20 protein-coding genes are annotated in these 22,003 nt (G+C 40.9%); 10 read left to right on the top strand and 10 right to left on the bottom strand.

What is annotated here, in order from left to right:
- The 7 genes from OCU30_RS00670 to rfbB are packed head-to-tail and all read right to left on the bottom strand — an operon-like array spanning position 1 to position 7,280.
- Positions 1-1,761, bottom strand: coding sequence for an SAM-dependent methyltransferase (locus OCU30_RS00670; protein ID WP_159439113.1), 1,761 nt, complete (start codon positions 1,759-1,761; stop codon positions 1-3).
- Positions 1,751-3,064 carry an ABC transporter ATP-binding protein gene (locus OCU30_RS00665; RefSeq protein ID WP_077313843.1) on the bottom strand — a complete coding sequence of 438 codons (1,314 nt, stop codon included), beginning with the start codon at positions 3,062-3,064 and terminating at the stop codon, positions 1,751-1,753. Before OCU30_RS00665 ends, OCU30_RS00670 begins: the two co-directional genes overlap by 11 nt.
- On the bottom strand, positions 3,054-3,860 hold the full coding sequence (locus tag OCU30_RS00660) for an ABC transporter permease (protein ID WP_077313845.1): 807 nt from the start codon (positions 3,858-3,860) through the stop codon (positions 3,054-3,056). Before OCU30_RS00660 ends, OCU30_RS00665 begins: the two co-directional genes overlap by 11 nt.
- A gap of 7 nt (positions 3,861-3,867) precedes the next feature.
- Positions 3,868-4,419, bottom strand: a complete 552-nt coding sequence (rfbC, locus tag OCU30_RS00655) for a dTDP-4-dehydrorhamnose 3,5-epimerase (protein WP_077313846.1) — start codon at positions 4,417-4,419, stop codon at positions 3,868-3,870.
- Positions 4,420-4,431: 12 nt separating this feature from the next.
- A complete protein-coding gene (gene rfbD, locus OCU30_RS00650; protein WP_077313848.1) occupies positions 4,432-5,310 on the bottom strand; it encodes a dTDP-4-dehydrorhamnose reductase in 879 nt (292 codons plus the stop codon).
- The gene (rfbA, locus tag OCU30_RS00645) at positions 5,310-6,197 is read right to left on the bottom strand and encodes a glucose-1-phosphate thymidylyltransferase RfbA (protein WP_077313850.1); all 888 of its coding nucleotides are present in this window, start codon (positions 6,195-6,197) and stop codon (positions 5,310-5,312) included. The genes rfbD and rfbA overlap by 1 nt, the downstream gene beginning before the upstream one ends.
- Before the next feature lie 15 nt (positions 6,198-6,212).
- Positions 6,213-7,280 carry a dTDP-glucose 4,6-dehydratase gene (rfbB, locus tag OCU30_RS00640; RefSeq protein ID WP_077313852.1) on the bottom strand — a complete coding sequence of 356 codons (1,068 nt, stop codon included), beginning with the start codon at positions 7,278-7,280 and terminating at the stop codon, positions 6,213-6,215.
- A 272-nt stretch (positions 7,281-7,552) separates the two neighbouring features.
- On the opposite strand from rfbB, the gene rfaD reads away from it, so the two are divergent.
- From rfaD to OCU30_RS00610, 6 genes are all read left to right on the top strand, one after another.
- Entirely contained in the window at positions 7,553-8,494 is a 942-nt protein-coding gene (rfaD, locus tag OCU30_RS00635) for an ADP-glyceromanno-heptose 6-epimerase (protein ID WP_077313854.1), read from the top strand.
- Between the two features lie 67 nt (positions 8,495-8,561).
- Positions 8,562-9,728: a nucleotide sugar dehydrogenase gene (locus OCU30_RS00630; protein ID WP_077313856.1), complete on the top strand. Its 1,167-nt coding sequence runs from the start codon at positions 8,562-8,564 to the stop codon at positions 9,726-9,728.
- Between the two features lie 363 nt (positions 9,729-10,091).
- Positions 10,092-11,075, top strand: coding sequence for a lauroyl-Kdo(2)-lipid IV(A) myristoyltransferase (lpxM, locus tag OCU30_RS00625; RefSeq protein ID WP_077313857.1), 984 nt, complete (start codon positions 10,092-10,094; stop codon positions 11,073-11,075).
- Between the two features lie 14 nt (positions 11,076-11,089).
- Positions 11,090-12,124, top strand: a complete 1,035-nt coding sequence (waaF, locus tag OCU30_RS00620; RefSeq protein WP_077313859.1) for a lipopolysaccharide heptosyltransferase II — start codon at positions 11,090-11,092, stop codon at positions 12,122-12,124.
- A gap of 74 nt (positions 12,125-12,198) precedes the next feature.
- Complete coding sequence (locus tag OCU30_RS00615) at positions 12,199-13,536, top strand: O-antigen ligase family protein (protein WP_077313861.1); 1,338 nt, start codon at positions 12,199-12,201, stop codon at positions 13,534-13,536.
- Positions 13,533-14,717: a glycosyltransferase gene (locus OCU30_RS00610; RefSeq protein ID WP_077313863.1), complete on the top strand. Its 1,185-nt coding sequence runs from the start codon at positions 13,533-13,535 to the stop codon at positions 14,715-14,717. The genes OCU30_RS00615 and OCU30_RS00610 overlap by 4 nt, the downstream gene beginning before the upstream one ends.
- A gap of 89 nt (positions 14,718-14,806) precedes the next feature.
- On the opposite strand, the gene OCU30_RS00605 is transcribed toward OCU30_RS00610, so the two are convergent.
- From OCU30_RS00605 to OCU30_RS00595, 3 genes are all read right to left on the bottom strand, one after another.
- The gene (locus tag OCU30_RS00605) at positions 14,807-16,108 is read right to left on the bottom strand and encodes a PIG-L family deacetylase (protein ID WP_077313865.1); all 1,302 of its coding nucleotides are present in this window, start codon (positions 16,106-16,108) and stop codon (positions 14,807-14,809) included.
- Positions 16,095-17,372, bottom strand: a complete 1,278-nt coding sequence (gene waaA, locus OCU30_RS00600) for a lipid IV(A) 3-deoxy-D-manno-octulosonic acid transferase (protein ID WP_077313867.1) — start codon at positions 17,370-17,372, stop codon at positions 16,095-16,097. The genes OCU30_RS00605 and waaA overlap by 14 nt, the downstream gene beginning before the upstream one ends.
- Positions 17,373-17,498: 126 nt before the next feature.
- Positions 17,499-18,224, bottom strand: a complete 726-nt coding sequence (locus OCU30_RS00595) for a 3-deoxy-D-manno-octulosonic acid kinase (protein ID WP_077313869.1) — start codon at positions 18,222-18,224, stop codon at positions 17,499-17,501.
- A 313-nt stretch (positions 18,225-18,537) separates the two neighbouring features.
- Between OCU30_RS00595 and OCU30_RS00590 the strand changes: the two genes are divergently transcribed.
- The 4 genes from OCU30_RS00590 (at position 18,538) to coaD (ending at position 21,962) form a co-directional block, all read left to right on the top strand.
- Positions 18,538-19,590 carry a glycosyltransferase family 9 protein gene (locus OCU30_RS00590; protein ID WP_077313871.1) on the top strand — a complete coding sequence of 351 codons (1,053 nt, stop codon included), beginning with the start codon at positions 18,538-18,540 and terminating at the stop codon, positions 19,588-19,590.
- Positions 19,591-19,654: 64 nt separating this feature from the next.
- Positions 19,655-20,437: a glycosyltransferase family 2 protein gene (locus OCU30_RS00585; protein WP_083730720.1), complete on the top strand. Its 783-nt coding sequence runs from the start codon at positions 19,655-19,657 to the stop codon at positions 20,435-20,437.
- Between the two features lie 5 nt (positions 20,438-20,442).
- Positions 20,443-21,480, top strand: a complete 1,038-nt coding sequence (locus OCU30_RS00580; protein WP_077313931.1) for a glycosyltransferase family 4 protein — start codon at positions 20,443-20,445, stop codon at positions 21,478-21,480.
- Positions 21,477-21,962 carry a pantetheine-phosphate adenylyltransferase gene (gene coaD / locus OCU30_RS00575; protein WP_077313873.1) on the top strand — a complete coding sequence of 162 codons (486 nt, stop codon included), beginning with the start codon at positions 21,477-21,479 and terminating at the stop codon, positions 21,960-21,962. The genes OCU30_RS00580 and coaD overlap by 4 nt, the downstream gene beginning before the upstream one ends.
- The last annotated feature ends 41 nt before the right edge of the window (positions 21,963-22,003 follow it).

Raw genomic sequence — 22,003 nt, 5'->3', positions numbered from 1 at the left:
TCAAATCTTCTTAAATAAATTCTTTAACTTTCTAAAAAAAGGTATAAAAATAATTTTTTCGTATTGCCTAACTCTATTTGCTAAAAATTCATTTTGAATTAATAACTCATTATTTTTATTATTACATCGAGCTAAATCCTCAGGCAATAACGTATACTTTGTTGGGCACTTATTAATAACAGAGTCAATATCACAAGATGTACCACTAATAAGTAAAACGAATTCTTTTTCTTTAATTATAACTTTATCTATATCTAGGTCGCTTACTTCATCATATTCTTTCAATAAAATCTTTATTTCATTAATAATTTCTATATTAAATTCATGTGTAGTGTTTAACTTAAACACGCTCCAATAAATTCCTCTAAAAATTATCCATAATAAAGACACTCTATCATTTGATTGCCATTCTTGATCAAAAAACCTCGTTTCACCATCAATTATTTTAATATTAAATGGCGTTAAGTCGATATAATCACCTTCAATCGTTGAGCCACTAATACTTTTCTTATAATGATAATCAGAATGATTGTCTATTATGAATTTTATCCATTCCTTATAAAAAGAAAGTAACATTTCTTTATTTTTATATTTATGAAAACTATTTTCTATTTGTGTTTGTAGTGTATTACCTGATAAGTACTCATCTGAAACTTCTTTAAGAACTATATTATCTATTTTTATAGAATTATCTATTAACTTATTTTTGTAAGTAACAATATGATCATTTTCATATTTAAACACTGTTTTAGTAGTGAAATGTTTCTTTCTATTAACGTTATAATGCCAAGCTAATTCGCTTTCATTTTTTATTTTATTTTCGTTATACTGAGCAATAACTAAAAAGGAGTTGCTCAAGTCCTCTATTAGTTTATTTTGTTCTAATTCTGGCCAAACAAATGATTCATCGAAAACACGATGATTATTACCACTATAATCTCTAGCATTAAGACCTTTTAAAACATCGCTTACAACAAAATCATGTTTAAAAGCGTTCTCATGAATAATAGCAGTCGGTAGCTTATAGTCAGGAAATGGATAGTAAAATTCAGTATCTAGAAATCCTGCATCATTTAATACGTCCTGCAATTCATATTTACCAAATGTAATTGGTGTCAATTCACTATATCTATTCTCTATACTAAAATAAGCTTCATTCACATGATCTTCATTACAGCCATTAAAATACTTTAATCCTAATTTATTTTCTATTGCAACTACTAGTTTACCATCTTTTTTAAGGTAATTTTTAGCTGAGTTTAAATAATGTTCAACTGGATTATCTTTGTTTGAAAATAATGGCGCATACTCGAGAACCCCAATAAATAATACCCAATCGTATTGAATTTCAGAAGAAAACTTCAAAAGGTCATCAACATAAACATTCACATTAGGCAAATCTTTACATCTCTCTGCGGCTATACGTGCTCTAGAGTGGGTTCCTTCAACAGAATCTACTTTTGCTCCTATTTCGCCTAAATAACGTGTCATTGCTCCACAGCCACAACCTAGCTCTAAAACTGAGTCACCAGGCTTAATTGGTAAAGGACGAAGTAAGCAATGTCTAGATTTAGAAAAATGATATTCTGTTGGCCAATCATCGATCTTATTAAATAACTCATCCGACAGAACACTTTTGTCATTTACGCTCTTAATAATTTCAAAAATACGATCTTCTACTTCGGTTCCGTCAGAATAGGAGATAGACTTTTTATCAGACTTATAATAATAGTTATAATCTTCAGACTTTTTATAGTTCACAATTAGACACCTCAATTTTTTCATATAAATCCACTATGCCATACGATAAAGAGTTGGATTCAACATGAACTAATATCGAATCGTATCTCCGTTCCATAGGAATTATTTCACCATCAACTTCTTTTACTATTCCTAATGATAAGGTGTAATCTCCGGTCCCCAACTTAGCATTTATTGAGAAGCTAACTTTTCTTATCTCTTGTGAATTTAATTTTTGAAGTAACTCTGTACCTAATTCGCCTTTAGTATTACGCCCAAATATCGTCACGCCATCTTTAGTTTTTAAAGTCAAACCAAAGATAACATTGTCAACATCAACATTAAATCTAGCATGAAAAATAACATTCAAAGAATATTCAGAACTTATAATAGTAGGATTTATTTTTTTATTTTGAATGATATGAAAATCGATAATTTCAGCTTCGCCATTTCCCCACTTGTGCTCATGAGGATTATAGTAAATTGAGTTCTCCAAATTTTGAAGATCGAACTGATTATTATCATGTTCTATTACTTTCGGGTTATTACGTTCACTAATAGGTAAATTCGTAGTCGTCTTACCAAAAAGAAGCTCAAGGTATTGATTACAGACTTTATTAGCTTCTCCGAAAGCTACCATATGTCCTCGGTCAATCAACAAAGCTTTAGAGCAATGCCTTGTTATTTGCTCCGTGGAATGAGTAACCAATAATATCGTAGTACCTTTTTCTCTTAATTTTTCAAGCCGTCGAAAACATTTGGCTTGGAAACGAGCATCTCCCACTGCTAAAGCTTCATCAACAATCAATATATCTGGCTCGACACTCGATGCAACCGAAAAAGCTAAACGCATAAACATACCACTAGAATAATGTTTAACAGGTTGATCTAAAAAATCACCTATATCTGCAAATTTTACGATATCATCAAATTTTTCTTTAATTTCATTACGATTTAATCCTAAGATTGCGCTGTTAATAAAAATATTTTCCCTACCAGTAAACTCAGGATTAAAACCTGCGCCTAATTCTAATAGTGCTGCTAAGCGTCCAACAACATTAATATTCCCTTTTGTGGGAGTCAATGTCCCACAAATCAACTGTAACAACGTCGATTTTCCAGCTCCGTTTTTGCCTAAAACTCCTATAGCTTCACCTTTACGAGCTTCGAAAGATATATCATTAAGTGCTTGGTAAACTTTATTGCTTGTGTTTTTTTTATTTAATAATTCTCTTGCTAATTTTTTTAATTTATCTTTTTGGGTATCAAACAAATCAAAGTGTTTACTGACACTATCAACCTTTAATACAATATCAGAGTACATCAGCAAATCCTTTTCTTACTCTTTGAAAGAAAAAATACCCCAGAAAGGCGGTAAGAATAGATAAGGTTAAGACTATAATATAAGAATTATAATTTATAAACTTACCCCATATAATTACATTCCTAGCCTCTTCAATAAAATACGTCAAAGGATTCATGTAAATAAACACTCTCAATTTTTCAGGTAGGATAGAAACCGGATAAAATATAGGTGAGGCGAACATTAATATGGTCGTTAATATACCGGTTAGATGTATAACATCTCTAAAATAGACGCTAAGTGCTGAAACAAACCAGCCAACCCCCAAGGTCAATAACAAAAAAGGGATTAATAGTATAGGTAAAAGTAAAGATGTATAGCTTAAACTTCCTTGGATAAGGATAGTTGCGATAAATAAAATAACAAAGCTAATAACAGCTTGAAACAAAGCACTAAATAATGTTACCCAATTTAGTATCTCTATCGGAAAAACTACTTTCTTTATATAGCTAGTATTAGAAATCAATACTGTAGGTGACCGATTCAAACAGTCTGAAAATAGTCCATGCAAGATCATTCCAGTATAAAGAACTAGTGCATACATTTCTTTGGGTAGCTGAGGTGCTTCTCCCCAACGAGCTTTAAATACATAAGAAAAAACAAAAGTATACAGCGTTAACATAAGCAAGGGCGTAATAATAGACCATGTTAGACCAATGGCAGAACCCCGATATCTAGATAGAATGTCTCGCTTTGTTAATTGATATATCAAGTTTTTATTTTTATAAAAACTTGATAAAAAACTTAAAAATTTCATTTTAGTCCTATAGATATACTATCTCATCAAAAGAAAGACCCTGACGATCTTTTTCTGAAATCACAAGAGTTGACTTGTCATCCACAGGCCAATCAATTTTAATTGTCTCATCAGCCCAATAAATTGATTTTTCAGCCTTAGGGTTATAGTAATCCGTGCATTTATACACGAACTCAGCTTCCTCGGATGTGACATAGAAACCATGAGCAAAGCCTTCTGGTACCCAGAGCTGTTTTTTATTGTCAGCCGATAAATACACGCCAACCCATTGTCCAAATGTTGGTGAATTTTTACGTATATCAACAGCGACATCGAATACTTCTCCGGAAATGACTCGAACGAGTTTACCTTGTGTATTTTCCGTTTGATAATGTAAACCTCGCAAAATACCTTGCTTGGATTTTGAGTGATTATCTTGAACAAACGTGGTGGGTTTACCCGTAACCAGCTCCTCAAACTTTTTCTGTTGCCAGGTTTCCATGAAGAAACCCCGTTCATCGCCAAATACTGCTGGTTCAATAATTTTGACTTCTGGTATCTTTGTATCAATAACATTCATAAGATTTATCTTTTAATGACAATATTTATTAAGGTAATTTAACGCTTGCTGCCAGTTGCTCGCATCAATATCAAAATGTTTTTTTATTTTTTGTACGGAAAGTTTTGAGTTGGCAGGTCGTATTGCTGGTGTCGGATACATCTCTGACGTAATCGCGGTAAGCTCTGGTCGTTGCGCCAATACATTTTGGTCTACTGCCGCATCAAAAATATGACTCGCAAAATCAAACCAACTTACATACGGAAGTCCAGAAAAGTGATAAATACCAAACTCAACGGATTCATTGGTATTAATTGATTCAGCAATGTTAATGAGAGCTGAAGCAATATCGCCTGCGTAAGTTGGCCCACCCCATTGATCAGCAACAATATTTAAAGCGCTCCGCTCAACGCCAAGCCGTAGCATGGTTTTCACAAAGTTATTACCATACTCTCCAAATACCCAAGCCGTCCGCAATATAATATGTCGAGCACAAGATTCCTGTATGGCTAACTCTCCGGCTAGTTTGCTCGCGCCATACACACCTTGTGGAGCAGGTATGTCCGTCTCTTGATACTCGCCGTTTCGGGCACCCGAGAAAACATAATCCGTTGAGATATGCAGCAGAGCAGCTCCGACCTCTGATGCCGCTTGAGCCAGATACTTCGCGCCATCTCGGTTAATAAGATAGGCGAGTTCTGAGTCGGTCTCCGCTTTATCTACGGCGGTATAAGCAGCCGCATTGATAACAATATTCGGCTTAAACTCATCCATGACCTGAGTGATAGCCTGCGGGGAAGTAATATCAAGCTGAGTGCGGTCTAAAGCTCGTGTTGTGATATTTTTGGCTAACAAATTTTTAACCAAACACTGCCCCACTTGCCCTTGGCTACCTGTCACTAATACTCTCATTATTTCGAAGCCTTTTTTTGTCTTTCATTCACAAGCCTGAGTAGATACTGACCATAATCATTTTTTAGCATCGGCTGAGCGAGCTCAATAACCTGTTGATCATCCAGCCACCCATTTCTCCATGCTATTTCTTCTAGACACGCGATTTTAAGACCTTGAACATGCTCGATCGTTTCAACAAATGCTGAGGCTTCCTGAAGACTTTCATGCGTACCTGTATCTAACCATGCAAAACCACGTCCGAGTAATTCCACATTTAAAGCATTCGCCTTTAAATACATCTCATTGAGAGCAGTAATCTCTAGCTCACCACGTTCAGAGGGCTCAACTGTTTTCGCTAATTCAACCACTTGATTATCATAAAAGTACAACCCCGTGACTGCATAATCAGATTTCGGCCGAGAGGGTTTTTCTTCTATTGAAATGGCTTTCATATTATCGTCAAATTCAACGACCCCAAAGCGCTCAGGATCTTTCACTTGATAACCAAAGACGGTCGCACCTTGCTTTTGACTTGCTGCATTATGCAGAGTCTTGCTAAAAGATTGTCCATAAAAAATATTGTCGCCTAAAACAAGACAAACACTATCACCATCAATGAAATTTTCACCAATAATAAAGGCTTGAGCCAATCCATCGGGGCTCGGTTGAATGGCGTACTCTAAATTGATACCAAGCGTACTGCCGTTACCCAGTAATCGTTTGAAACTCTCATGATCTTCTGGAGTGGTAATAATCAGAATATCTTTGATTCCCGCAAGCATTAACGTCGATAGCGGATAGTAAATCATTGGTTTGTTGTAGATAGGTAATAATTGTTTTGAAACACCACGAGTTATTGGATATAAGCGAGTTCCAGAACCGCCAGCGAGTATAATACCTTTCATAATACGGTTCCCATGTTAGTGATTATGTGTGCCTAACCTTTCACGGCTGTATGAGCCGTCAAGCACTCGACTCCACCACTGACGATTATTTAAATACCATTGCACCGTTTTTCTCATTCCAGATTCAAACGTTTCTTGCGGAACCCATCCCAAGTCTTGGCTTATTTTCGTTGCATCAATAGCATAACGAACATCGTGCCCAGGGCGGTCCGTGACATAGGTAATCAAATCACTGTAATGTGCAATGTTTTCTGGTTTTTCCGGAACTAACTCTTCAAGAAGCGTACAAATTGTTTTGACAACCTCAATATTGGCTTTTTCATTGTGCCCACCAATATTATAAGTTTCTCCTACTTTTCCTTCTGTAGCTACCCGATACAGGGCTCGTGCATGATCTTCAACATACAGCCAATCACGGATTTGCATGCCATCGCCATAAACTGGCAATGACTTACCTTCCAGTGCATTTAGAATCATGAGAGGAATCAGCTTTTCAGGAAAGTGATAAGGGCCATAGTTATTTGAGCAATTGGTAACGAGCGTTGGTAACCCATAGGTTCGATTCCATGCTCTGACTAAATGGTCACTGGAGGCTTTTGAGGCAGAATAGGGACTAGAAGGTTGGTAATTGGTGGTTTCTAAGAATAGATCGCTCGTCCCCTCTAAATCACCATATACCTCGTCTGTGGATATATGATGGAAACGAAACGCCTGTTTTTTACTATCATCTAATTGGTTCCAATACTGGCGCGCCGCTTCAAGCAGCTGATACGTTCCCATAATATTGGTTTCTATAAACTCTGCTGGACCATCAATAGAGCGATCTACATGTGATTCTGCTGCCAAGTGCATGACAACATCAGGAGAATGTTGTTCAAAAACACGTTTTATCGCCGCACCATCACAGATATCTACCTGCTCAAAACAATAACGTTCATTACTGGTATAACCGCTTAACGATTCCGTATTACCGGCGTAAGTTAATTTATCGACATTGACCACCTTGTCCGTCGTATTATCAATAATATGACGTACTACTGCTGAGCCGATAAACCCTGCCCCTCCAGTCACTAAAATTTTCATTTATTCATCCACTTTTTCGATGTCATCTCAATACTGATTCGAGAGTTAAAACCCGTTTAGTAATAAATTAGGCACGCTACCGCCCAGACAGTTCAGATAAATCTGTGCCTAAGAATAACATTTCTTGGTTTTATACAAGTAAACATTGTAGGCAATCTTAAGAAATTCGCTAACTATATGATTTTTTTAAATTGATTTTTGTGATTACAGGCTAATGATTAAGCTTTATAATAAGGGCAATAGTGGTAATAGATTGACTAAGGAATAAATGCATGATTATTGTTACAGGCGGTGCCGGGATGATCGGCAGCAACATCATTAAAGCGCTCAACGATCGCGGTATTAACGACATCCTCGTTGTAGATCATTTAACCAACGGGCGTAAGTTCCAAAATTTGGTCGATTTGGATATCACCGATTATATGGATCGCGACGACTTTTTGACTCAAGTGATGGCTGGTGATGATTTCGGTTCTATCGAAGCTGTTTTCCATGAAGGTGCTTGCTCTGCTACCACTGAGTGGGACGGCAAGTACATGATGCTCAATAACTATGAATATTCAAAAGAGCTTCTGCATTACTGCTTAGAACGTGATATTCCTTTCTTATATGCTTCTTCAGCGGCAACGTACGGTGATACCACCACCTTCATTGAAGAACGTCCTTACGAAGGTGCTCTCAATGTATATGGCTATTCCAAACAGCAATTTGATAATTATGTACGCCGACTATGGCAAGATGCCGAGCAGCACGGTGAAAAACTGTCGCAAATTACCGGGTTCCGTTACTTTAATGTGTACGGCCCTCGCGAACAGCACAAAGGTTCCATGGCATCTGTGGCTTTTCATTTAAATAATCAAATGAATGCTGGAGAAAATCCGAAACTTTTTGCTGGAAGCGAACAATTTAAACGTGATTTCGTTTATGTTGGTGATGTGGCAACTGTGAACTTATGGTTTATGGAGCATGGGGTTTCTGGTATTTACAACTGTGGTACTGGCAACGCGGAATCGTTTGAAGAAGTTGCGCGCGCCGTAATTAAGCACCATGGACAGGGAAAAATTGAAACCATTCCATTCCCAGAGCATCTTAAAGGCGCTTACCAAGAGTATACGCAAGCGGATCTTACTAAACTACGCGCCGCTGGCTGCGATGTGCCATTTAAAACCGTGGCACAAGGTGTTGCAGAGTACATGACAATTATTAACAATTAATTAATCAATTAACTAATTAACTAATCAATTAACTAGGTTACATTTTATTATTTTATAAGGCTTATATATGAAAATTGCAGTTGCCGGCACAGGATACGTCGGTCTTTCTAACGCGATGTTACTTTCTCAGCATAATGACGTTGTTGCTGTCGATATTATAGAAGAGAAAGTGGCAATGCTGAATCGTAAGCAATCTCCGATTGTTGATACTGAGATTGAGCGCTTCCTAGATACAAAGGAACTTAACTTTACCGCCACGTTAGATAAAAACCTCGCTTATCAGGGTGCTGATTTTGTTATTATCGCAACGCCAACAGATTATGATCCAGAAACCAATTACTTCAATACCTCTTCGGTAGAAGCCGTGATTCGTGATGTAATGGCAATTAATCCTAATGCGACGATGGTAATCAAATCGACAGTCCCTGTCGGTTATACTGCAAATATTTGCCAAGAATTTAATACTAACAACATTATCTTCTCTCCTGAATTTTTACGTGAAGGCAAAGCCTTATACGATAATCTTCACCCTTCTCGCATCATTATTGGTGAGCAAAGTGAGCGCGCGAAAACCTTTGCGGGTCTACTGGCAGAAGGGGCTGAGAAACAAGATATTGCAACGATTTTTACCAACTCAACCGAAGCAGAAGCGGTAAAACTATTCTCGAATACGTACCTTGCAATGCGTGTGGCCTATTTCAACGAGCTTGATTCTTATGCCGAAGTACACGGTTTAGATGCGCGTCAGATCATTGAAGGCGTTGGTTTAGATCCGCGTATTGGTACGCACTATAATAACCCTTCTTTTGGTTATGGTGGTTACTGTTTACCAAAAGATACCAAGCAACTGTTAGCTAACTATGAAAGCGTGCCTAATAACATCATCAATGCAATTGTCGACGCGAACCGTACTCGTAAAGACTTTGTTGCCGAGAGTATTTTAAAACGTCAACCTAAAGTGGTGGGCATTTATCGCTTAATCATGAAGTCTGGCTCGGATAACTTCCGAGCATCATCTATTCAAGGCATCATGAAGCGCTTAAAAGCTAAAGGCGTTGAAGTAATTGTGTATGAGCCAGAACTAAAAGATGAACTGTTCTTTAACTCTCGTGTTATTACAAGTATGGACGCCTTTAAGCAAGAAGCCGATGTTATTGTGTCTAACCGAATGGCAGAAGAACTCGCCGATGTTGCGGCTAAAGTGTATACCCGTGATTTGTTTGGCAATGACTAGTCATTCGTAAGCAAGTTATGCGATTGAAGGGAGCAACGTTGTTGCTCCCTTTCTTTTTTCGGACATGTGTTAAATGCCCTGCGGGGTGAGGTGTTAACTGTAGCGGATTTGGTGCTCCTTACTTCTAGTTCCCCCTAAAATAAGAGAAGCAGAGTAGCTCTCACAGCACGAATTCACTTTTCTGTTGATTCGATGCAAGTTGAGTAGGCGGTTTAGACAATAAAAATGGCTTATGTAAAGATAACTGATTGTTATATTTACAATAGAATTGATCAAATAAAGAATAAGTCACCTTTCTTATTAATGGTTCACTGCTATACTACGCATTTGTTCAATTTTTTATTCTTCTAGGTTTGAGTATAGATGTCGACCTCTTCTCGTAATGATTACGATCCCAAAGCATATAACCCTACTCTACATTGGCGATTCTTTGCGCCTCGCTATTGGGGAACTTGGCTTATGCTATTGGTTTGGATTCCTTTTTCTTTACTACCTCATTCATTTCGCTATTGGCTATCAGTCAAAGTGGCGAATAAAATGCTCAAAAAACAACGTGGCACTATCTTAAATGCGCGCGCTAATTTAAAAGCATGTTTTCCAGATACTACCACCGAAGAACGTGAAGCGACGTTACATCATATGCTAGTAACGTCTGCAGTGTTTTTAACGGGCTTTGGTCTACTGACAATACGTAATAAAAATTGGCTTAAACAACAATGTGACATTCGTGGCATGGACAATCTGACCGAGTTGCAAGCACAAGGAAAAAATGTCATTTTGCTTGTTCCTCACTCTTGGACCATTGATATCCCAGCCATTTTATTTGCGTCCATGGATCTGCCTGTCGCTGCGATGGCCAAGAAACAACGTAATGAAGTGCTTGATTGGTTAATGCACCGTCAGCGTGTGCAATATGGCGGTAAAGTCCATGAACGAAGTGATGGCGTCAAGCCGTTTATCAAATCTGTACGTGATGGTTATCTCGGCTATTACCTTCCTGATCAAGACCATGGGGCTGAAGCGAGTGTGTTCGTCGACTTTTTTGCCACAACAAAAGCAACCCTCAAAGGATTAGGTAAGCTCACCAAAGTCTCTCGCGCTGCAATTGTGCCAGTATTTGCCATGATTGATGCCAAAACAGGTCGCTATACTGTTGATATTTACCCTGCTTTCGAGAACTTTCCCAATACAACGGAAGAAGACGATGCTCGTTCAATGAATCAATTTATTGAAACAGCCGTAGCCAAAAACCCTGAACAATATATGTGGACGTTACGTTTATTAAAAACACAACCTAATGGCGATAATGTTTACAAGCAAGCCAAGCGACAATTAGCTAAAAAATAATAACGGAAGCCGTGATGAGTAAAGCTCTTATAATAGGCCCGTCGTGGGTCGGTGACATGGTCATGTCGCAATCTCTTTTTAAGCGCCTTAAAGAGCAAGAACCAGATCTTGAGATTGATGTTTTGGCGCCTGGATGGTGTAAGCCGATCCTAGATCGTATGCCAGAAGTCAGCCAAGCTATTGAAATGCCGGTTGGTCACGGTAACTTTGGGTTAAAAACCCGATATAAGTTAGGCCGTAAGTTAGCTAAAGAAGGTTATGACCGCGCTTATGTGATTCCGCGCTCAGCAAAATCGGCTTTAGTCCCTGTCTTTGCTGGCATCCCGAAACGTATTGGCTGGAAAGGAGAAAGCCGTTATGGCCTCCTTAATGATATTCGTCCTAACCGCAAAGCGTTTCAATATATGGTGGAGCGCCTCGTCGCTCTCGCACATCCAAAAAAAGACATGGTTGATTCCAGCTCGCTGGGGGGAATTAATACCTTACCCCGCCCTGCTTTAATGATTGATAATCAGGCGCAGCTCAGTGCTACTGAAAAATTTGACCTTGCCACCGATAAACCCATTTTAGGCCTGTGCCCAGGTGCAGAGTTTGGCCCTTCTAAACAGTGGCCGGTAGAGCATTACGCGCACGTGGCCCAATATGCCGTAGAACAAGGCTATCAAGTTTGGCTGTTTGGTTCAGGTAAAGACACTCCAACCTGTGATGCGATCAAGAATTTGGTGACCCCAGACTATCAACCCCACCTAAAAGTGTTGGCTGGAAAAACCTCTTTGATTGAAGCCATTGACTTATTGGGCGCTTGTAAAATCGTCGTTAGTAATGATTCTGGTTTAATGCATGTCGCTGCTGCCGTCGGTTGTTATGTGATCGGTGTCTATGGATCTACGTCTCCAAATTACACACCGCCTCTGACTGATAAAGTGAGTATTATCGGTACTGATATTGAATGTCGTCCATGCTTTCAACGTACCTGTCCACTTGGGCATATGAAGTGCTTAACTGAACTTTCCAGTGAGCGTGTTATTCGTGAAATTCAATCCTGTTAGGTTTTTTACTCGGTTGAGAGTTTCTTCAGCAATCACTCCAGATACTTAAGCTATTTACTGACAAGAATATCGCTATGAAAATGAATACAGAAACACATATAGCTTCACCTCGTTTTATACAACTCTATCAAAGTACCTACATGCGAGCGTGTATGCTGGTTCTATTATTTACTAGTGTCTTGCTCTCGGTAGGGTTTGAGGACATTGGCAAAAATATCTTTATTCTTTTTTTAGTTTTATCGATCCCGATGTTGTGGATTGAACGCCACACCTTACGTAAAGATCCGGTCTTATGGTTATTAGGAGCGTTATTACTTGCTCAACTTGCCAGTTGGCTCAATTCTCTCCATTATTTTCCAAATTTTGCTTTAGAGATGCCTAACTTAGATCGTCTTGCAAAATTATTTAGTTTTGTACTTATTGCTTACTGGCTAAGGGGCTCAAAACAGATAATTCCGTGGCTATTAATGGCGTTTTCAGCAGGTATTATTATTGCAGTACTGGCAGATCCTAATTTCCATAGCCAGTGGATTAGGGCGATGAATGGGCAAAGAGTGGATTTTGCGATAAAGAATGCGCAATTTACCTCTATGTTTGCTGGTGTGGGGATGTTAATCCATCTTTTTGGCTATCATTGGATTCGACAACGCTTCTCACAGTATCAACGCTGGGGGATGTTATTGCTTAACACTCTAATGTTAGGCGCACTGACGTGGTTATTAATTGTTTCTCAGTCACGTCAGGCGTGGCTCGGTTTAGCTGTAGCGTTAGGGTTATTGCCACTCTTTCTCGCCCATGTTTATCAACAGTGTCGTGGTAAAAAACTCGTGCTTTTTTACGTCATTATTCTTTTATGTGGCGCCGCGTTTAGCCAGTCAAGCATCATAGAGAAGCGCTTGAACCAAGAAAACTCAGTGATGGACACCATTGCTGCCGGCGATTGGCAGCATATCCCAATGTCTAGTGTTGGCATTCGTTTTAATTCTTGGATTGAAGCATCAAAGTGGATTAGCGCCCACCCATGGCTAGGTAGTAGCTCTGCAGCCATAGAAGAAGTGATTGCTCAATCACCAAAATTTAGTGTCAGCCTGAAACAAAGGTTTGGTCATCTACATAACTTTCATATTGAAACCTTAGTTGCCTATGGTGTTCTGGGCTTATTATTAGTCTATACATTATACTACTGGCTGCTCCGCTCTTTATTTATCTCCATGCGACACGACGCCGATCTAAAACCTTATATGGTATTCGCCTATACCTTTTTGGCTTTTTGGTTGGTGATTAATTGCTTTGAAACATTCAGCTCGCGAACTTATGGAGTCTATACCCATAATATTATTTTTGGTTGTCTATATACTTTTTACTTTGCTTCTCGCTTGCAAACCCAAAAATCGGGACGTGCTGAATCATGAAAATTGCTGTCGTTGTCAATAGCTTGAAAGTCGGCGGTATGGAGCGAGTGGCGGTTAATTTGACCAACGCATTTCATAAAGCAGGCCATGACGTAGAATTGATTTATCTAAAAGATAGACCAATTGAGTTGCAGCCTGATGACCCAAGTGTTCCGGTTCATTTGTTCGATGTGAAAAAAGCCGCATTACGTACCGGATTCGGTGCACTGTGGATGATGGCTTGTCGTCTTGCTAATATTTTTGCGCGTAAAAGCTACGCGAGGTTTTTTGCCTATGCAGAGTGTAAAGCGTTTGCAAAAAGCTTAAGTGCATTAGAAGCGAGCAATAATACCAAGTTTGATCTTATTGTATTTCGAGGTCATGGGACGTTTGAGCATGTGTGGCCACTGCAAGATCCGCGCTTTGTATTTGTCTGTGAAAGTGTGCAAGGTCAACATCACTATGGCCGTTTTTCACAACGTGCGTTTCAGGGCATTTATGGCAACCGTAACATGGTGTGTATCTCGCAAGGAGTTATGGAAAACTTTCAAGCGATTACCAAGCTGCATGATATTCGCCCACGTAGTGCCACACTCATTAGTAATCCTCTTGAATACGATCGAATTGCAGAGCAAAGCCAAGCCGATAAAAACCATTTGCATCCTCGACCGTATATTTTAGGCTTGGGCCGTTTAAGCCCGATTAAAAATGTCCCATTACTTATTGAAGCCTACCATATTTTAGTTAATCGCTTTGGCGTGACCCAAGACTTGGTCATTGTCGGAGAAGGCCGTGAGCGTGCCGCCATTGAAGAAAAAGTTGCTCAATTAGGCTTGAGCAATCGCGTTTTTCTCAAAGGGCAGCAAATGCCTCCTTATCCTTGGTTTGCTCATGCCGATTTATTTACCTTAAGCTCCAAATCAGAAGGGCTGGGTATGGTGTTAATCGAAGCATTAGCTTGTGGCGCGCCGGTTGCCGCAACACGTTGCCCCGGTGGTGTTTCACAAATCATGCAAGGACCATTAAGTGATTACTTAGCGGATATGACGCCAGAAGCATTAGCGCAAGCCATGTATAACGCGCTCACCACACCACATGATGAGGATTACCAGGCCGCCGTACAATCCTCTCTCGCTCAGTTTGATGGTCAACGTATTGTGCAGACCTACCTAGATACATTCACCACTGACGCTATGCAGTAGATAGTGGTTGAAAATATACCACGAGAATACTCACGATATAAAAAACGGCCTGTCATCTGACAGGCCGTTTTCTTATCATTACTGCGCCGCTATGATGACTTACGAACAGTTAGTAACTGCTCACGATAATGCTGCCCTGGTAATACTGTAAACACCTCTGCTGCTTTGATATGCGTTTGAAAGTAAATGTGGTTACCATAGTAACGGTATCCATAACCTTTCGTCTTTTCATGCCACCAGCGCTTAATTTTCTTCTCGATAGACGCAGCTGAGCGCAAGTCATGCATAGTATCAAAAGCGACAACTTTGTTTTTTTGCTGAGCGAATGATAAGTGATGGCTATACACTTGCACCTGATGAAAGTACTGATATTTTTGATAAAACGGAGCTAACGCCGTTGTAGTATGTTCTGGCCCATAAGGAAAATCTTTAATTCCTTCTAAGTGGTTCACATACATCAGTACTTGCTCAGGCACGTAATCACTTTGTTCCATCGCGAGTGCCAATGCATGTGCAGCGGCTTTGTGTTCAGGATGAGGGTCAACTTCTGGATCAGTCACCAGCACGGTTGTGGGCTGAATACGCAATAATAACTCAGATAACTCATTAAGCATGGCTTGCGGTGTATTCTCCATTTCAAGATCATTAGACAAACTGATTGGATTGAGCCAGCGGAATGAAGTTGGAGTATATTGTGAGCCCGCTCCGTGCGCAATTGCTTCATTCGGCGCATGGTACAAATTATCGACCGTGATGCCTGAATATCCTAAACACACCAGCTGATTGGCTGGCACTTTGGAAAGGACCGGCGTCGTCATACTATTCCAATGACGGATCTCCGCTTTGCGTGGACAGCCGGCTTCCATTGAGTCATCTAAACCTGGTATGTACTGCTTGGCGATCTTTTGTAAGGATTCGCCCGCATATAACGTTGCAATCCACACTTGTGAATGTAAATGCTGATAAAGCCCATACGCCGCTAACTCGGCATCATCGGCGTGCGGCGCAATGATTAATATCGGGCCGCGCTCAATTGATGGATGCCGAAATATTAGTAACGATGCCTGCGTACCTAACTGACACTCTCTTGTCGTAAGCTGTATACCACTCAAACTCGGCAAAGCTGACAGATTAATATACCGCTTACCGGCTTGCTGTGCTTCAAAAAACTGCTCATGTTCACGAGCATCCGGTTGCCAACCTGCCTGACTAATCGTCACGCTACCCATCGTATTTTTGCTCGTCGAGGTATACTCCACAGCCAGTAACACAGTGATTTGCTTAGTATCTGGTAATAAGCGTTCATCGAATGATAACGTGCCAGACTGCGCAATCGTTGTCGGGATTTGCCAGTCTGGTTGCAGAGGGTATTGATAATCAAGCGTCTTCATGGGTAAACAATCCTGCTAATGTTCGTTCTATCGCGCCACGATTGTGTTCTACCACGCGATATGCACTCTCGCCACGTTCAGTGCGTGTATCTGGATGATCCAGTAAATAAATCAGTTGTTCAGCAATATGTTTGTGCGAATCACACACCACAGTGGCTTGAGCTTCAATTAACTGCCCAGCAATATCACTGAAATTAAAATAACTGGGTCCTGTCAACGTCGGTAAACTTAATGCAGCAGGCTCTAATAAATTATGTCCGCCGACTTTATCGCCTAATAAACTGCCACCCATAAAACAGACGTCGCTTGCTGATAACAGTTGCATCATTTCACCCATCGTATCGGCTAAGTATACTTGCGATAAAATCGCCCCTTTAGGCTGCTCGGTACGGCGTATATAAGAAAGGTCATGCGCCGTAATCTCACCGGCAACCGATTGAAAACGTTCAGGGTGACGCGGAACTAAAATCAATAATGCGTCCGGGCAACGCTTGAGTAACACACGATGTGCCTCAAGCACAATCTCATCTTCGCCTTGATGCGTACTCGCTGCAATCCACACTGGGCGTTTCGCTCCAAGGCGATGACGCAATTGTTTACCAGCGCGAATAACCGCGTCGGCAACGGTAATATCAAACTTGAGTGACCCCGTTATCGTTAACTGCTGCGCGTTAAACCCTAGTTCTCGAAACCGATCAGCATCGTCTTGGTGTAAACAAAAAATATGTTGGATATGCTTAGCTAAGAAGCCACCTAAGGACGGTAGCTTTTGATAACGCTGACTAGAACGTTCTGATAATCGGGCATTAATTACGGAAATGGGCACATTCATGTCATGCGTGACCGCTAGTGTGTTTGGCCATAATTCCGTTTCCATGATAAGAAGCTGTTCAGGGCCAATGCGGCGAATAAAGCGTTTAACCGCCCACGGAAAATCTAATGGCATATAGCGATGTTCAACCAAATCGCCAAGCTTCTGCGCCTGTGCCGCACCTGTCGTGGTGGTGGTTGTCATGACAATCAGGGTATTCGGGCGACGCTGCTTAAGGGCTTTAACAAACGTCGCGGCGCCTATGACTTCCCCGACCGATACCGTGTGCAACCAAATGACTGGCGCCGATGAATCTAACGGTGCACAGTACCCAAAGTACTCTTTCCATCGGCGACCAATATGTGGTTTATTACTGCGTTTTTTCAGCAGCGTATAGAGAAAAAATGGCGAAACAATAACGAGTAATAGAGTATAAAGAGCACGATACATAATGCGTGATTGGTTAACCTTGGTTAGTTACATTCAAACCCAATTCTACGCGAATATAGAAAAAAGCAGAGAGTGTGCGGTGAAAATTCACGGAATAAACACATAGCCGTTGATGTTTTAAACAACCAATCATACCGGTGATTGGGTAATGCTATTATACCCCTTGAGCAACCATAGCCAGTCATTCTCAGACCACGGCGTCATAAACAGAGCCTGTTCTTTTAAAAATGACCGTTTCAAACGCTCCAAATTCGCTGTTTTCCATTGTCCTTGAGCAGCTTCAATACGACATTTATCAAAATCGATAATCCATACTTCATGATAGTTATCGATCAATATATTGTGTGTATTCAAATCAGTGTGATTCACATTCGCTTGGTGCATACGCCCAATCATTTGGCCGATACGCTCATAACTCGCTTGGCTTAATGTCGTAGTTTGTAAGAGGCCAACCACATCTTGCGCGCTTTGAATTTTCTCACTAAGTAAATCCGCGCGATACCATGGTCCAACCTTAACCGCACGAGCAGCGATGGGTTTGGGCACATTAACACTGGCTTGTTGCAATGTTTCAAGTAAAACAAACTCTTGATAACTGCGTGTATTTTCCCAACCAGAAAACCAATATTGATCTCTAACGATCTTTCCAAACAAACCACCCCGGCGATAATGACGCAGTGCAGCTTCCATAGATTCCAACTGTACAAACCATGTGGTACCTCGCCCTTGAGCACTCCCGGTGACTTTATTGCGATCTTGCCAATATTGCGCATCGAAACAGCGCCATGGATCTTCGTGCAGAAGTTCATCGTCATACCAAATAGTTTGGCTGCCTTGTTGGAGTACTTTTCTCACCGTGGTCACCTTGTATTGAGATCACTGATGTCATTGGACATCTTGGTATGTTGGAAATAATTGATATTTATTTAGTTTACATCAATCTGGTAATGAACATAATCTCTCAAACGTTTAATACCAAGTAAAATAATAACCATTATATTTATCCCTAGTATGTTCTTGCTTAAATAATGGCATGATAGAATAGACGTCGTGCCCTGCGCCCCCTACAATTCGGGTTCCAATAACATTGACTTTACCATGTGGGAAGTAGACCTCGTTAATTCAACAGCTCGCCCTCCCCTGAACGACCTTAGAAAGAGAGTAATCGATGACTCTGTTTAATTCTGCGCCACAATCACTGTGTATTTTACGACTCTCCGCGATTGGTGATGTCTGCAATACGGTAGCCGCTGTGCAAGCGATACAAGCACACTGGCCCGAGACTCGCATTACTTGGATAACAGGAAAGTTAGAAGCCAGCTTAATCGCTGACTTACCTGGCGTTGAAGTGATTGTGTTTGATAAAAAGCAAGGATGGCAGAGTTATCGTCAGTTATGGAAGACATTACAAGGCCGCCATTTTGATGCACTGTTACACATGCAATATGCATTACGCGCGAGTATTGCCACACTTGGGATTAAGGCACGCTATAAACTCGGCTTTGATGCTAAGCGCAGCCAAGACTTTCAAACTTGGTTTACCAATATAAAAGTAGCCTCTCCACAAGCACCCCATGTCCTTGATGGATTAATGGCATTTGGCCACACCCTTGGGGTCCCGACAAGCACGCCACACTGGTCAATCCCTTATTCACAAGCAGATACCGAATGGGCGCAAACCCAACTTTCCTCCCAAAAACGCAATTTGGTGGTTGTTCCAGGGGCGAGTAAATCCTACAAAAACTGGACACCAGAAGGCTATGCTCAAGTCATTGAACACGCACATCAGCAAGGTTGGCATGTCATTATTGCAGGCAGCCCCTCTCCTGTAGAGACACATCTTTGTGCTAGTATTACACAAATTCTATCAGTGCCTATCAGCAATATTGTCGGTAAGAGTTCCATTAAGCAAATGTTGGCTCTGCTCAGTCATGCCGACATGGTGATTGCTCCAGATACAGGCCCAGCTCACATGGCTAACGCCGTGAATACACCAGTGATAGGTTTATATGCGCACCATAACCCACAGCGTACTGGTCCGTACCAATACCGACAATATGTGGTATCCGCTTATGAAACCGCCATCGCTGAAGAACATCAAAAGCCGATTGCTGATCTCGATTGGCGCACCAGAGTAAAAGATGAGACGGCAATGGAGCGCATTACTATTCCCGCAGTGATTAACATGTTTGATCGCGTGGTTGCAGACTTCAACTTATAAACGTTCGATAATGCCTTAAATACAGCATGATAAAGGCAGTAATTCGAGAATGAGAGAGAAAAACATGATTACAGGTATTGTCATTACGCTGAATGAATCGAATAACATTCAAGAGTGTATTGAATCACTACAAGCCGTCTGTTCTGAAGTGATTATCGTTGATTCACAAAGCACTGACGACACGCAAACTATTGCTCAATCAATGGGTGCCAAAGTTATCGAACAGGCCTACCTAGGTGATGGCTTTCAAAAAAATGTCGGCCTGCCTCATGCAACGAATGATTGGGTACTTAGCATGGATGCAGATGAGCGCTTAACACCAGAGGCCATTGCTGCGATACAAGCCCTAGATCTTGAAAACACTTCCCATGATGGTTTTGCATTTCGTCGTCGTAACCATATTGGCAGTCGTTGGGTAAAACAATGTGGTTGGTATCCTGACTATTGTATTCGTCTATTTAACCGCCAAAAAACCAAATTTTCCGATGTTAAACAACACGCATCCGTACAAGCGAAAAAGCCAAAAGAACTTGATTGTGACCTCATTCATTACTCATTTGAGAACTTAGGTCAACTGTTTGCTAAGCCTGGACGTAACTTTAGTAGCCGCGCGGCAAAAATCATGTACCAAAAAGGCAAACGAGCGAATTCTTTTTCACCATTCTCACACGGTTTAAATGCATTCTTTCGCAAATACATTATGCAGCGTGGTTTTCTCGGCGGTGTCGATGGCATGACGGTCGCACTGAGCTCAGCGATAAACAGTTACCTTAAGTACGCTAAGTTACTTGAATATCAACGTGATCCTAAAGTTCTTGAGAAAGAAGACTTCAATAAGATTTGGTAATGGTTATGAAAATTTGCCACGTAAACCTTGCCTCTGGCTATCACGGCGGAGAAAACCAAACGCTACAATTAATCAAGCAGCAAGTGGCATTAGGTTATGAGCTGACTGTCGTGGCTAATCCTAAGAGCCCATTTATCGAAGCTGTACGACAGCTTCCTTGCCGCGTGATCTCAGCGAGTCATTATTTTCACGCTCATGGTGCCAAGATTACCGCCGGCTATGATTTGGTTCATGTCCATGAAGGCCGTGCCATTTACTGGGCTCTCATTCAAAAGCTCCTGCACGGTACGCCTTATATTGTCACTCGCCGAATCGACAATCCGCTTAAGAAAAAGTGGTTAGCGAACCTAGCTTATCATCAGGCCAGCGCTGTTGTTGGACTGAGTGGTGATATTGTTGCGAAAATTCACCAAGCCTACCCAGCTCTAGTCACGCATAAGATTCCAAGCTCTCCGGTGACGTACCCGAGCGATGACTCGACGGTTAGCGATATTCACAAGCGATTTGAACACCGCTTTCTTGTTATTCATGCGGCGAATATGCTGCAGCACAAAGGCTTTGATGTCACGATTGAGGCCGCGCGAATACTCCAAGAAAGCAATCCCAAGATTCACTTTGCTTTACTGGGCGATGGTAAAGCTCGCCCTGATTTAGAAAATCTTGCCCATGGCCTAACTAACATCACTTTCTGCGGCCAACAGTCAAATATGGGGAGCTGGTTTGCAGCGGCGGATCTACAAGTTCACCCTTCCTATACTGAAGGACTTGGCTCAGTGATTTTGGAAGGATTAAATAGCGGATTGCCTGTGGTAGCCAGTCGCACGGGTGGTATTCCAGATATTATCGAAGACAAGATATCCGGTTTATTAATTGAACCAGGTGATAGCCAAGCACTTGCCGATGCCATTCTCACGATACAATCTAATCCTGAGTTAAAAGACAGTTTATGTACGGGTGCGCAGCAAAAACTTACCACGTTTCGTATTGAGCACACGGCTCAGCGTTATCAAGACATTTACCAAACAATTAAGTCATCCTTATGATTAAAAAAGTGATTTATCCCGGCACCTTTGATCCGCTCACCAATGGGCATCTCGATATTATTGAACGTTCAGCGGCCTTATTTGACGATGTCGTCGTCGGAGTGGCAGCGAGCCCCTCTAAAAACACTATGTTTACTTTAGAAGAACGCGTAGCCATGGCCCAGCAAGCCGTTAGCCATTTATCGAACGTCTCGATTAAGGGGTTTTCTGGCTTGTTAATTGAGTTTGTTAAACATGAGCAGGCGGATATTTTGATTCGTGGACTACGTACCACGATTGACTTTGAATACGAGTTTGGTTTAACCAATATGTACCGTCGTTTTCAGCCTAAACTAGAAAGCATTTTTTTAACGCCGACGGAAGAGTTTATGTTTCTTTCCTCTTCGATTGTACGTGAAGTAGCAATTCATGGTGGTGATATTCAAGAGTTTGTTCCTGAAGCGGTAGCGCAAGCAATTCAACAAAAAGTACAGCAAGCGTAACCACACATATAAAAAGCGCGTAGCACTTAATGGGTGCTACG

Source organism: Vibrio palustris (assembly GCF_024346995.1).
Lineage (GTDB): Bacteria > Pseudomonadota > Gammaproteobacteria > Enterobacterales > Vibrionaceae > Vibrio > Vibrio palustris.
This window is presented reverse-complemented; position numbering and strand designations above follow the sequence as displayed.

Excerpts from the sequence above, each read along its gene's own strand:
- OCU30_RS00580 (WP_077313931.1), top strand. The coding sequence starts at position 20,443 with ATGAAAATTTGCCACGTAAACCTTGCCTCTGGCTATCACGGCGGAGAA.
- OCU30_RS00585 (WP_083730720.1), top strand. The coding sequence starts at position 19,655 with ATGATTACAGGTATTGTCATTACGCTGAATGAATCGAATAACATTCAA.
- rfbC (WP_077313846.1), bottom strand. The coding sequence starts at position 4,419 with ATGAATGTTATTGATACAAAGATACCAGAAGTCAAAATTATTGAACCA.
- OCU30_RS00605 (WP_077313865.1), bottom strand. The coding sequence starts at position 16,108 with ATGAAGACGCTTGATTATCAATACCCTCTGCAACCAGACTGGCAAATC.
- coaD (WP_077313873.1), top strand. The coding sequence starts at position 21,477 with ATGATTAAAAAAGTGATTTATCCCGGCACCTTTGATCCGCTCACCAAT.
- rfbD (WP_077313848.1), bottom strand. The coding sequence starts at position 5,310 with ATGAGAGTATTAGTGACAGGTAGCCAAGGGCAAGTGGGGCAGTGTTTG.
- lpxM (WP_077313857.1), top strand. The coding sequence starts at position 10,092 with ATGTCGACCTCTTCTCGTAATGATTACGATCCCAAAGCATATAACCCT.
- waaF (WP_077313859.1), top strand. The coding sequence starts at position 11,090 with ATGAGTAAAGCTCTTATAATAGGCCCGTCGTGGGTCGGTGACATGGTC.
- OCU30_RS00630 (WP_077313856.1), top strand. The coding sequence starts at position 8,562 with ATGAAAATTGCAGTTGCCGGCACAGGATACGTCGGTCTTTCTAACGCG.
- rfaD (WP_077313854.1), top strand. The coding sequence starts at position 7,553 with ATGATTATTGTTACAGGCGGTGCCGGGATGATCGGCAGCAACATCATT.
- OCU30_RS00590 (WP_077313871.1), top strand. The coding sequence starts at position 18,538 with ATGACTCTGTTTAATTCTGCGCCACAATCACTGTGTATTTTACGACTC.
- OCU30_RS00610 (WP_077313863.1), top strand. The coding sequence starts at position 13,533 with ATGAAAATTGCTGTCGTTGTCAATAGCTTGAAAGTCGGCGGTATGGAG.
- OCU30_RS00615 (WP_077313861.1), top strand. The coding sequence starts at position 12,199 with ATGAAAATGAATACAGAAACACATATAGCTTCACCTCGTTTTATACAA.
- OCU30_RS00665 (WP_077313843.1), bottom strand. The coding sequence starts at position 3,064 with ATGTACTCTGATATTGTATTAAAGGTTGATAGTGTCAGTAAACACTTT.
- rfbA (WP_077313850.1), bottom strand. The coding sequence starts at position 6,197 with ATGAAAGGTATTATACTCGCTGGCGGTTCTGGAACTCGCTTATATCCA.
- rfbB (WP_077313852.1), bottom strand. The coding sequence starts at position 7,280 with ATGAAAATTTTAGTGACTGGAGGGGCAGGGTTTATCGGCTCAGCAGTA.
- OCU30_RS00660 (WP_077313845.1), bottom strand. The coding sequence starts at position 3,860 with ATGAAATTTTTAAGTTTTTTATCAAGTTTTTATAAAAATAAAAACTTG.